Source organism: Bradyrhizobium genomosp. III, assembly GCF_000261705.1.
Taxonomy (GTDB): domain Bacteria; phylum Pseudomonadota; class Alphaproteobacteria; order Rhizobiales; family Xanthobacteraceae; genus Bradyrhizobium; species Bradyrhizobium ottawaense.
In genome coordinates this window covers 1-11002 of record NZ_AJQF01000427.1, presented here as the reverse complement: position 1 = coordinate 11002, position 11002 = coordinate 1, and the positions used below count along the sequence as shown (strand labels likewise).

General features: G+C 65.3%; 12 protein-coding genes. 4 read left to right on the top strand and 8 right to left on the bottom strand.

The genetic code is table 11. The features are described 5' to 3' along the window. A partial coding sequence (gene phnF / locus IC66_RS0134130) for a phosphonate metabolism transcriptional regulator PhnF (protein WP_038950660.1) occupies positions 1-437 on the top strand: 437 nt, incomplete at its 5' end. 121 nt (positions 438-558) lie between these two features. Here phnF and phnE (IC66_RS0134125) read toward each other — a convergent pair. From phnE (IC66_RS0134125) to phnC, 4 genes are all read right to left on the bottom strand, one after another. After that, a complete protein-coding gene (gene phnE, locus IC66_RS0134125; RefSeq protein WP_038950659.1) occupies positions 559-1407 on the bottom strand; it encodes a phosphonate ABC transporter, permease protein PhnE in 849 nt (282 codons plus the stop codon). Beyond that, positions 1404-2288: a phosphonate ABC transporter, permease protein PhnE gene (gene phnE / locus IC66_RS0134120; protein ID WP_038950658.1), complete on the bottom strand. Its 885-nt coding sequence runs from the start codon at positions 2286-2288 to the stop codon at positions 1404-1406. Before phnE (IC66_RS0134120) ends, phnE (IC66_RS0134125) begins: the two co-directional genes overlap by 4 nt. 72 nt (positions 2289-2360) lie before the next feature. After that, complete coding sequence (gene phnD / locus IC66_RS0134115) at positions 2361-3296, bottom strand: phosphonate ABC transporter substrate-binding protein (RefSeq protein ID WP_038950657.1); 936 nt, start codon at positions 3294-3296, stop codon at positions 2361-2363. 66 nt (positions 3297-3362) lie between these two features. After that, positions 3363-4172 carry a phosphonate ABC transporter ATP-binding protein gene (gene phnC / locus IC66_RS0134110; RefSeq protein WP_038950656.1) on the bottom strand — a complete coding sequence of 270 codons (810 nt, stop codon included), beginning with the start codon at positions 4170-4172 and terminating at the stop codon, positions 3363-3365. A gap of 173 nt (positions 4173-4345) precedes the next feature. Between phnC and IC66_RS0134105 the strand changes: the two genes are divergently transcribed. From IC66_RS0134105 to IC66_RS0134095, 3 genes are read left to right on the top strand one after another with little or no spacing between them, the layout of a single operon-like run. Then, positions 4346-5017 (top strand): transferase hexapeptide repeat family protein, encoded by a 672-nt coding sequence (locus tag IC66_RS0134105; protein ID WP_028140775.1) that lies wholly within the window; start codon positions 4346-4348, stop codon positions 5015-5017. Then, complete coding sequence (locus IC66_RS0134100; RefSeq protein WP_038950655.1) at positions 5014-6207, top strand: alpha-D-ribose 1-methylphosphonate 5-triphosphate diphosphatase; 1194 nt, start codon at positions 5014-5016, stop codon at positions 6205-6207. The genes IC66_RS0134105 and IC66_RS0134100 overlap by 4 nt, the downstream gene beginning before the upstream one ends. An 18-nt stretch (positions 6208-6225) precedes the next feature. Further along, entirely contained in the window at positions 6226-6924 is a 699-nt protein-coding gene (locus IC66_RS0134095; RefSeq protein ID WP_038950654.1) for a DUF1045 domain-containing protein, read from the top strand. 3 nt (positions 6925-6927) lie between these two features. On the opposite strand, the gene IC66_RS0134090 is transcribed toward IC66_RS0134095, so the two are convergent. From IC66_RS0134090 to IC66_RS0134075, 4 genes are all read right to left on the bottom strand, one after another. Further along, positions 6928-7521, bottom strand: a complete 594-nt coding sequence (locus tag IC66_RS0134090) for a hypothetical protein (protein WP_028140778.1) — start codon at positions 7519-7521, stop codon at positions 6928-6930. 83 nt (positions 7522-7604) lie between these two features. Further along, the gene (locus tag IC66_RS0134085; protein WP_038950652.1) at positions 7605-9005 is read right to left on the bottom strand and encodes a selenium-binding protein SBP56-related protein; all 1401 of its coding nucleotides are present in this window, start codon (positions 9003-9005) and stop codon (positions 7605-7607) included. Positions 9006-9389: 384 nt separating this feature from the next. Further along, entirely contained in the window at positions 9390-10328 is a 939-nt protein-coding gene (locus IC66_RS0134080; protein WP_028140780.1) for a dihydrodipicolinate synthase family protein, read from the bottom strand. Positions 10329-10457: 129 nt separating this feature from the next. Continuing rightward, a partial coding sequence (locus tag IC66_RS0134075) for a methyl-accepting chemotaxis protein (RefSeq protein ID WP_038950651.1) occupies positions 10458-11002 on the bottom strand: 545 nt, incomplete at its 5' end.

Here is an 11002-nt window from a genome sequence, read left to right as displayed (position 1 = left end):
GCGGCCGCGAGCCGCGCGGGCAGCTGATCGAGGCGACCGACGATGTCGCGACCCGTGAGCTGGCGCGCGAGCTCGGCTTGAAGGCCGGCGCGCCGCTGGTGCGGATCGAGGCGATTCGCCTTGCCGACCGCACGCCGATCTGCGTCTCCACCACCTGGCTGTCGGCGGAATTATTTCCGGGTGCCGGCGCCGTGTTCGCAGCGACGCGCTCGATGACGAAGCTGCTGGAACATTACGGCGTCCGCGACTATCGCCGCGGCGCGACCCGGATCACCGCCGGCATCGTCGACGCCACCGACGCGGCCCGGCTCGATCTGGCGCTGGGACGGCCGATCCTGGTGGTCGATGCGACCGACCACGATCTCGACGGCAAGCCGCTGATGACCAAGCATTCGCGCTTCGCGGCGGAGCGGGTGGAGTTTCTGGTGGAGTCGTAGGGTGGGTTAGCCTTGGGCTGCGCGAAGCGCAGTCCGAAGGCGTAACCCACCTCTTCTGTCTCCGCGGAGATAAACAGTGGTGGGTTACGCCTTCGGCTAACCCACCCTACGGCACCTTTGATCAGGCGACAGCCCGCCTGCCAATAATCGCAAAGCGCAGCTTGCCCGAGATGAAATCGATCGCGGCGACCGCGACCAGGATCATCAGGATCAGGAACGACACCTTCTGCCATTCCAGCACGCGGATCTGCTCGGCGAGCTGGAGGCCGATGCCGCCGGCGCCGACGATGCCGATGATGGTGGCCGAGCGGGTGTTGGATTCGATGAAATAGAGCACCTGCCCGGCGATCACGGGCAGGACCTGCGGCAACAGGCCGAAGCGGATCTCGTGCAGCGGGCTGCCGCCGGAGGCGCGGATGCCCTCGACCTGCTTCTGGTCGGCGGCCTCGATCGCCTCCGAGAACAGCTTTCCGAAGGCGCCGAAATCCGACACCGCAATGGCAAGCACGCCGGCGAACGGGCCAAGCCCGACGACGTTGATCCACACCAGCGCCCAGATCAGCGTGTCGACGCCGCGGATCGAATCCAGCACGCGGCGCACGGGAAAGCGCAGGAGCTTCGACGGCACCACGTTGCGCGCGGCCAGAAGGCTGACGGGGAGTGCGAAGACGGCGGCGAGCGTGGTGCCGAGCAGTGCAATCGACAGCGTCTCGCCGAGTGCCTTCAGGTAGACCGGCAGCGACGAGCCGGGATCGGGCGGGATCATCATCAGGCTGATCCAGCCGAGCTGGCTGAGACCTGCGAAGAATCGCGACGGCGAGAAATCGAGATCGACCAGGCCGTAAATGAGGATCGCGAACGCCGCGACGATCATCGCCGGCGTGGCAAGCCGCGCCGAGGCCGGACGGTCGAACACATCGGGATAGCGCGCGCGAAGCTCTCGCGTGTCGACCGCCTGCTGCCTCGTCACGCCCGCGCCTCCTTGCCGAACAGGCGGCCGCGCAACCAACCGGTGCTGATGTCGATGATGAACACGGTGACAATGATGGTGAGCAGGATCGCGCTGACGTCCGAGTAATAGAACTTGCGGATGGCGACGACGAGCTCCTGGCCGATGCCGCCGGCGCCGACGAAGCCCATCACGGAGGCTTCGCGGACGTTGATCTCGAAGCGCAGCAGCGCGTAGCTCGCATAGCCCGCGGTCACCTGCGGCACGACGGCGAACCGCATGCAGGACAGCCAGCTCGCGCCGGTCGAGCGGATGCCTTCGACCGGCTTCATATCGGCGTTCTCGACGATTTCCGAGAACAGCTTTCCGAGCGCGCCGGTGGAGTGGATCGCGATCGCGAGCACACCCGCCATCGGTCCGAGCCCGAAGGCGATCACGAAGATCAGCGCGAACACGATGCCCGGAACGGTGCGGGCGAATTCGAGCAGGCGCCGGACGACGAAGCGCAGCCAGGGTGCGGGCGAGGTGTTTTCAGCCGCGAAGAAGTTCAGACAAAATGCCAAGGTCGCGCCGATCAGCGTGCCGACATAAGATATCAGCAGCGTCTCGCCGAGCATCTTCAGCCATTTGCGCCAGCCCCAGAGCCACTCGCCGACATCGGTCCAGACGCGCTGGCCGTTGTCGAGCGTGAGGATGCGGTCGAAATAGCTGATGAAATTGCCGAAATAAGTGAACAGCGTGCGCAGATTCACTTCCGCGCCGACCGCGGCGAGAAGCAGCGCGGCGGCGAAGACCGCGATCCCCAACAGCAGGCGGAGCCGCCTGCGCCCGACCGCCTGGCGATAAGCGGCGTTGAGCACGGCAAGCTGCTGCTCGGGGAGGATCGAAACCGCTGTTGTCATCGGCCTGAGCCAAGTTCCGTCAAAGAAAGAGCCGGGTCCCAAGGACCCGGCTCCAGTTACATCGCCCTGAGATCAGGACGCCTTCTTCTTACGCAGCGCATCGACGAACTTGATCAGCTCGATCGTGCCATCCCAATCCTTGGTGGTGGCGGGATGAAAGCCCTTCTTCTGGCCGTCGGAGAGGCGGTCGAACGCGGCCTTGTCCTTGGCCGGCGCGTCGAAGAACGCCTTGGCGATAGCGGCCTTGGCGTCTTCCGGCAGGTCGGAATTGTAGGCATAGGGGCCGTTGATGATCGGCGCCGACTTATGGATGATACGGAAGTCGTCCTTCTTCATCGCCGAGCCGTCGGCATTCTTCAGCATGCCCTTGGTCAGCATCTGCGCCAGCGTGGAATCGTCGTCGCTGGTCCACTGGTTGGCGGCAACGTCGACGGTGCCCTGCGACAGCGCCAGCATCGCGTTCTCGTGACTGCCGGTGAAGACGACCTTGCCGAAATAGCCGTCGGCATCGGGGATGCCCATCTTGTCCAGCTCGAAGCGCGGCACATTGTTGCCGGAGGTCGAGTTCGGATCGACGAGGCCGAGGTTCTTGCCCTTGAGCTGGTCGACGCTCGTGTAGGCGCTGCTCGCCTTGACGAAGAACACCGAATAATAGCCGGTCGAGCCGTCGGCGTTGATGTCGTTGGCGAAGGCGTCGGACTTGACGCCGGTCAGGCGGGCGCGGGCGAACGAGGCCGAGCCATAGCTGGCGATATGGATGTTGCCGGCGCGCTGGCCCTCGATGACGGCGGCGTAGTCGTTGGCGATGCGCAGCGTGACCTTCACGCCCAGTTCCTTGGAGAGATAGCTCACGAAAGGCGCCCAGCGCTCGGTGACGCCGGAGGCGTTCTCGGCCGGGACGACCGCGAAGGTCAGCTCGGGATATTTGGCTTTCCAGTCTTCGGCGGAAGCCGACGAGGCGAAGGCGAGCGCCGCGGCGCCGGCCAGAACGAGTCTACGAGTGATCATGATACCCTCTTCATCGGTTGGGTCGGTTGACGCAAAAGCTTGCAACTCAAACAGGCGCGACGCGGCTCAGGCGGCGGCCGCCGTTCCAAGTGCCGGGACGCCCGCGGGCGCCGGGTCAGGCATGGTGCCCATGACGTCGGCGGCTTCGAGATCGTAAAGCTCGCGCGCGACGTGGTCGGTCAGTGCGGCCGGTGCGCCGTCGAACACGACGCGCCCCGCCGCCATGCCGATCAGGCGGTCGCAATAGCTGCGCGCCAGATCGAGCGAATGCAGATTGCAGATCACGGTGATGCCGAAATGCTTGTTGATGCGCAGCAGCGCATCCATCACGATCTTGGTGTTGCGCGGATCGAGCGATGCGATCGGCTCGTCGGCGAGGATGATGTCGGGCTGCTGCACCAGCGCACGCGCGATCGCGACGCGCTGCTGCTGGCCGCCGGAAAGCTGGTCGGCGCGCTGGGCCGCGAGCGATGCGATATCGAACTGTTCGAGCGCGGACATCGCCAGCGCCTTGTCCTGCTCGGGCCACACTTGCGACAGCGAGCGCCAGGCCGGCATCGTCGCAAGCCTTCCCATCAGGACGTTGGTGAGGACGTCGAGCCGGCCGACCAGGTTGAATTGCTGGAAGATCATGGCTGAGCGCGCCCGCCACTGCCGCAGCTCCTTGCCGCGCAGCGCGGTGACGTTGATGCCGTCGAACAGGATGCGGCCCTGCGTCGGCGTCGCGAGACGATTGATGGTTCGCAGCAGCGTCGACTTGCCGGCGCCGGACCGTCCGATCACACCGACGAAGCCGCCGGAGGAGACTTGAAACGAAGCGTCGTCCACCGCGGCTTTCGCGCCGAAGCGACACGTCAGACCTTCCACCACCAGCATGCAGGACTCCAGATTAGCTGGAGCCAACCGCTAACGCCCGCGCTTGACACTTGTGTGACACGGGCGTTGCACTGCGGCGATGCTACACACCTCATCCCCTGTCATCGCCGCGTCATGACATCGTCATCAAGCCGCTCGAAGAGGAACGCCCGCCCTCGCGCTCCGGATGCAACATGGCCGCCAAAACTCTTTCGGTCCAGCCGACCATCGATCCCTCGGCCAAACTGCATGAGACCAGGCTCGGCGCCTATACCGAGGTCGGCGCGCGCACCATCCTGCATGAAGTGGCGATGGGCGATTACTCCTATGTCGTGAACGATTCCCAGATCACCTACACCACCATCGGAAAGTTCTGCTCGATCGCGGCCATGACGCGCATCAATCCCGGCAATCATCCGATGCACCGCGCGACCCAGGCGCATTTCACCTATCGCTCGAGCGCCTACTTCGAAGGCGAGAGCGACGACGCCGAATTCTTCGACTGGCGGCGCCAGCATCACGTCCATATCGGCCACGACGTCTGGATCGGCCACGGCGCGATCGTGCTGCCGGGCCGCAACATCGGCACCGGCGCGGTGATCGCGGCCGGCGCCATCGTCACCAAGGACGTGCCGGCCTACGCCATCGTCGCCGGCAATCCGGCCCGCATCGTGCGGCGGCGTTTCTCCGAGGAGATCGCCGGAAGGCTCGCGCGGCTCGCCTGGTGGGACTGGGATCACGACAAGTTGCGTGAAGCCCTGCCCGATTTCCGCAAGCTCGGGATTGAAGATTTTCTTGCGACATACGAAGCAGGGGCGGCTCCCCTGACCAGATCCCTTACCAGCAAACGAAACGCGGTCGCGTGACAGACATTTTCCTTGAAGGCGGCCGGGCCCTGACCGGCGCCGAATTCGTCGAAACGTCATTGGCGGTGTCGGGACAGGACATCGCGCAGATCGATGCCTCACGGGGCCGGGCGCGGCTGATAATCGATTCACGCAACCTGCTGGTGCTGCCCGGCATCGTCGATCTGCATGGCGATGCCTTCGAGCGGCAGATGATGCCGCGCGCCGGTGTCGACTTCCCGATCGACGTCGCGCTCGCCGACAGCGATCGCCAGGCGATCAGCAACGGCATCACCACCGTCTTTCACGCCACCACCTGCTCGTGGGAGCCGGGCCTGCGCAGCGCCGATAACGCGCGCGGCCTGATGGAGGCCATCGAGCGGCAGCGTCCGCAATTCGCCGCGGACACCCGCTTCCATCTGCGGCACGAGACCTACAATCTCGGCGCCGAGGCCGAGATCAGCGAGTGGCTCGACGAAGGCCGGGTCGACCTGTTCGCTTTCAACGACCACATGGACGGCACGGTCGCCGACATGGCCAAGCCGCGCAAGCGCAACCGCATGGTGGAGCGCACCGGGCTGTCAGCTGAGGAATTTGACCGGCTGGTCGAACGCGTGGTCTCGCGCGCCGACGAAGTGCCGGCTTCGGTTGCGCGGCTGGCCGCTGTGGCGCGCGCAGCCGACGTGCGGATGCTCTCGCACGACGATGCGACGCCGGCGATGCGCCAGGAGTTTCGCGAGCTCGGCGCTGACATCGCGGAGTTTCCGATCAACGAGGAGACGGCACGGGCGGCAGCAAGCCACGGCGATGCCATCGTCTACGGCGCGCCCAACGTTGTGCGCGGCGGCAGCCACACCGGCTGGACGAAGGCCTCCGACATGATCGCCAAGGGGCTCTGCTCGGTGCTGGCGTCGGACTATTATTATCCCGCGCAGCTGCTCGCCGCGTTCCGCCTCGCCGCCGATGGCGTGCTGCCGCTGACGGAAGCCTGGAATCTGGTCTCCGCCGGGCCGGCGCGTGCCACCGGCCTTGCCGATCGCGGCGTGCTCGCGGAAGGTCGCCGCGCCGACATTCTGCTGGTCGACGACAGCGTGAAGCTGCGGCCGCGGCTGATCGCGGTGATCGCAGGCGGAAAGCTCGTCCATCTCACCGATGCGACGCGGCTGCTCACTGCTGTGGCGACGCCGCGCGAGGCTGTCGTCGCGGCCTAAATTGGTTATGCTGAGGCGATGACAGGTTTTCCCCGCTACGCGATCTATTTTGCCGCCGGCAGTGACAGCGCGCTGTCCCGCTTCGGCGCCGAGTTGCTCGGCTACGATGCCTACACCGGCAACGAATTGCCGTTCCCGCGTGATGCGCTGCATGTCGCGCCGGACTGGCGCGACGTCAGCGCCGATCCACGCAAATACGGCTTTCACGCCACGCTGAAGGCGCCGATGGCGCTCGTATCAGACAGGACCGAAGCGGAACTGATGGCCGCCTGCGCCGCATTCGCCGGCAAATCGCGGCCGCTTGCCGTGATCCGGCCCGTGGTCGATGCCATCAGCGGCTTCATCGCCGTCATTCCGGCCGAGCCGGTCGAGGCGCTCCAGCAGCTCGCCGCCGATTGCGTCCGCGAATTCGACTCGTTTCGCGCCGCGCTGTCGGCGGGCGATCGGGCGCGGCGCAAACCCGAGAAACTCAGCGAGCGGCAGCGCGACTATCTCGACCGTTGGGGCTACCCTTACGTGATGGAAGAATTCCGCTTCCACATGACGCTGACGGGGCGGCTGGATGCCGAGCGCCGCGGACCGATCCTGGAGATGCTGAGGCCGCGGTTTGCGACGCTCGGTCTCGATACGCTGGCGATCGACCGCATCGCGCTATTTCGGCAGGATGATGCGGCGGCAAGATTCCACATCGTCGACGAGTGGCCTCTGGCGCGATAGACCTCAGCGCCAGCTCGCAAGATTCAAGGCGAGCGCCACCGCGCCAACCAGAACGAGGCTGGCCGCCCAGACTGCATCCAGATTGAACCAGCTTCGCGAGACGAACCTCAATCCAAGATGGCGGTAGACCAGCCACGCCAGACATCCGCCGGCGCCGACCATGGCGGCAACATGCACCAGGGACACCAGCACCGCCATCCCCAGACTTGTCTTCATCAGCGCGCCCGCCGCTTCATGGCCGGCATCGAATTCGAAGGCCTGGCAGAGCCCGAGATAGATCGGCACGAGCATCAAGGCGGCGCCGTGAGCGATGGCGACGGCAAATGACCAGAGCGCCAATTGCGTCGGCGGAATTCGTGCCAGCGCGCGGGGATGACGCCGCGCGATCAGCCGATAAACGCCGAAGCCGATGACGAGAAGGCTCGCGCCAATCTGGATCGAACGCTGCCACTCGGCCAGCACGAGCAGGAACGCGAATGGCAGCAGCACGAGAAATGTTGCCAGGAGATGCCCGGCCGACAGGGCCCACAACGCACGAAAGAGCGCGCGCGGGCTCTTGTCCATGAGCCCGGCCGAAACGGCGAGCGGCCATCCCATCCCCGGATTGACTCCGTGATAGAGGCCGCTCGCGACAAGGGCGAGCCACAGCCAGCCAAGCGCCGGGCTCGCGTGCCCACCATCTAGACCGACGGGTAGCAAAAGGAGTCCGTCGAACAATCGCCGCCCTCCAGCCTGATCTGGTGCGCACGATAGCCGTCCGGGAAGCTCACGAAATAGTCCTTGTCGAGCTCGAGGCCGCCGTTGCGACCGACATTGGCCATCACCTCCACGCCCGGAACCCCATCGGGATAGAACTGGTCGTCCCAGGTGGAATAGAGCGAATTGGTCCAGTACACGCGCCTGCCGTCGCGGCTGATCTCGACCATTTGCGGGCCGGCCGCAAAGGACTTGCCATTCGGATGCGCTGTACGGCGTGCGATGCCGCCGATGTGGACGGAGCCCGCAAGCTTCGGCTTTCTGGGATCGGTGACGTCGTACTGGCGCATTTCACCGGTGCCCCAGCACGACACATAGAGAAACCGGTCATCCATCGACAGGTCGATGTCGGTCACGAGCGGCGGCACGGCGCCAAATCCCTGCAGCAGCGGCGGGAGATTCTCCTTTGGCGCGGGTTCGGGCGGGATCGTTGCCGTCTTCTCGGCGTGGAATTTCCCGCCTTCGCGCCACCAGGTCCAGATCGATGCTTCGAGATTGGTGGTGTCGACCACGACGCCCACGAAGCCGTATTCGCGAACCGGATCGTGCGCAGGCCGCACCTCGAGCGCCATCTGATGATTGGCGCCAAGGTCGATGGTCTGCACGTTGCGCCGGGCGCGAAGATCCCAGAAGTGGAGACGATGGCCATATTTATTCGCCAGCAGATCCTCCGGGACGATCCCGTTCTCGAACTGCGGCGGCAAGGCCCATTCGCTCGTCACCATGTAATCGCGCGGCAGATTCCACCAGAAGTCATAATGCAGCGCCTGCGGACCGCGGTCGATCTCCCATCGTCCGAGGACCTCGAACGTCTCGCAATCCATGATGAAGACGCCTGGTGGCCCGTTGGTGCCGTCCTTACCGCCACCACCCAGCGTGCTCACGTAAATGCCGTCCGGCCCGCAATGGATGGTGTGCGGCCGCGAATAGCCGGTCTTCTTGAAGATTTCCTCGGGCTCGATGATCTTGTGGATCTTGGCTTTGGTCGGATCTGGCTTGGTATCGATGATGTAGATCCGCGACGAACGGATTCCGGGGATGATGAGATAGCGCCGCTCGATGAAGGCATGTCCGGCGAGCGGCGACAGAGCGGAGGAGCAGGCATTCCAGCCGAAGTGGTGAAACTCATCACCCTTGTTGGGCATCGTCACGGTGTGGACGATCTGGCTGTAGGTCGGCGATCCCGGCTTGACGTCGATGACCGCGAGAGCATCCGGCTTCGAGAAATCCGGACTGAGCAGCAACGTGTAGGCGAAGTTCTCCGCAGGTGCTTCCATCGCAAGCCTGGGCGATGCGTGAAATGTGGGATCCGGCCTCATCGTCATGGCACTGCCTCCCTGTTCTGTCGGTTCGCGCCAACCTGGCTCGGGATAACGGCATTATGAAGAGGTGTTACACGATGTCTCGAGATGCTCCGCGGGGCCTGGTTGGCGAACGTACCCTACTTCATCGCCGGGCTGCGGGAAACGGCCGAACCGCGCTAATTCGACGCCTTCAGCCAACTGGGGAAGCTCGCGAGTGAGGCTGGAGGGCGGGCCTCACACTCGATGTCGTCCCCGCGAACGCGGGGACCCATAATCCCAGGGAGTGGTTATCAAGCGAGCTGCCAACTCCGAGTCTTCGCCACACTTCTCTCTGTGGCTATGGGTCCCGGATCTACGCGCGCTTGAGGCGCGCTTGTCCGGGACGACACTGAGTGTTTGGTACCGCTACTTCCCCCACCGCAGCGCCAGCGCGTCGCGCTCCTTGGCGAGTTCCAGCAGGCCCGCGCGCGTGGCCGGATGCAGCGGCTGCAAGGGGTGGCGCACCGCGTCCGACTTGATCACGCCGCCGGCCTGCATCATCGCCTTGCAGGCGATCAGGCCGCATTGGCGGTTCTCGTAGTTGATCAGCGGCAGCCAGCGCTCGTAGGCGGCCTTCGCTTCCTCGCGCTTCCCGGCGAAATAGGGATCGACGATCTGGCGAATGCCGTCGGGATAGCCGCCGCCGGTCATCGCGCCGGTGGCGCCGGCGTCGAGATCGGCGAGCAGCGTGATCGCCTCCTCGCCGTCCCAGGGGCCCTCGATGTCCTTGCCGCCCGCCTCGATCAGGCTGCGGAGCTTTGAGGCCGCGCCCGGCACCTCGATCTTGAAATAGCGGATGTTGGCGAAGTCGCGCGCCAGCCGCGCCAGCAGCTCGACCGACAGCGGCGTGCCCGCGACCGGCGCATCCTGGATCATGATCGGAATGGTGATGGCGCCGGAGAGCACCTTGAAGAATTCGACGATGCCCTTCTCAGGGACGCGGAAGGTCGCGCCATGATAGGGCGGCATCACCATCACCATCGCGGCGCCGGCGGCTTCGGCCTGCTGGCTGCGCGCGGCGCAGACGGCCGAGCTGAAATGCGTGGTGGTGACGATCACGGGAACCCGGCCCGCGACATGCTCCAGCACGGCATGCATCACGGTTTCCCGCTCGGCATCGGTGAGCACGAACTGCTCGGAGAAATTGGCGAGGATGCAGAGGCCGTTCGAGCCGGCATCGATCATGAAATCGATGCAGCGGCGCTGGCCCTCGAGGTCGAGCTCGCCGCGCTCATCGAAGATGGTGGGCGCGACCGGGAACACGCCGCGATAGGGGCGCTGGGCCTTGTGTGGGGTGACCGGCATCGAACTCTCCATCCCTGATCTGTCTTACGTCTGGCGCCGCATAGGTGACGCGGCGGCACAGATGTAGCCGCCGGAGGGACCTGCGGCAATGCCGAACGCGCGACGTCAGATGGAGAAACTGAAGCGAAACTACGCGGTCTTGACCGCGCCCAAAAAGCCCTCGACCGCGACGCGGAGGCGGTCGGCGTCGGCCGACATCTTCTTGACGGATTCCGACAAGACCGTGCCGGCGTTGCCGGTCTCCTGATTGAGCCTGGCGACGCTGCCGATGGTGTCGGTGACTTCCCGCGTGCCCTGCGCGGCCTGCTGGAAGTTGCGCGAGATCTCGGTGGTGGCCGCGCGCTGCTGCTCGACGGCGGCGGCAATCGCCGTCATCTTCTCGTCGATGCCGCTGATGGCGCCGCCGATGGCGCGGATCGCGGTCACGGCCTGGCCGGTGGCGCCCTGGATCTCCTCGACCTGACGCGAGATCTCTTCCGTCGCCGTCGCCGTCTGTGCGGCGAGGTTCTTGACCTCGCCCGCGACCACGGCGAAGCCCCGGCCCGCTTCGCCGGCGCGCGCGGCTTCGATGGTGGCGTTCAAGGCCAGAAGGTTGGTCTGGCCGGCGATGGCGTTGATCATCTTCACGACCTCGCCGATACGGCTCGCGGTCTGGTCGAGGATCTCGACCGTCG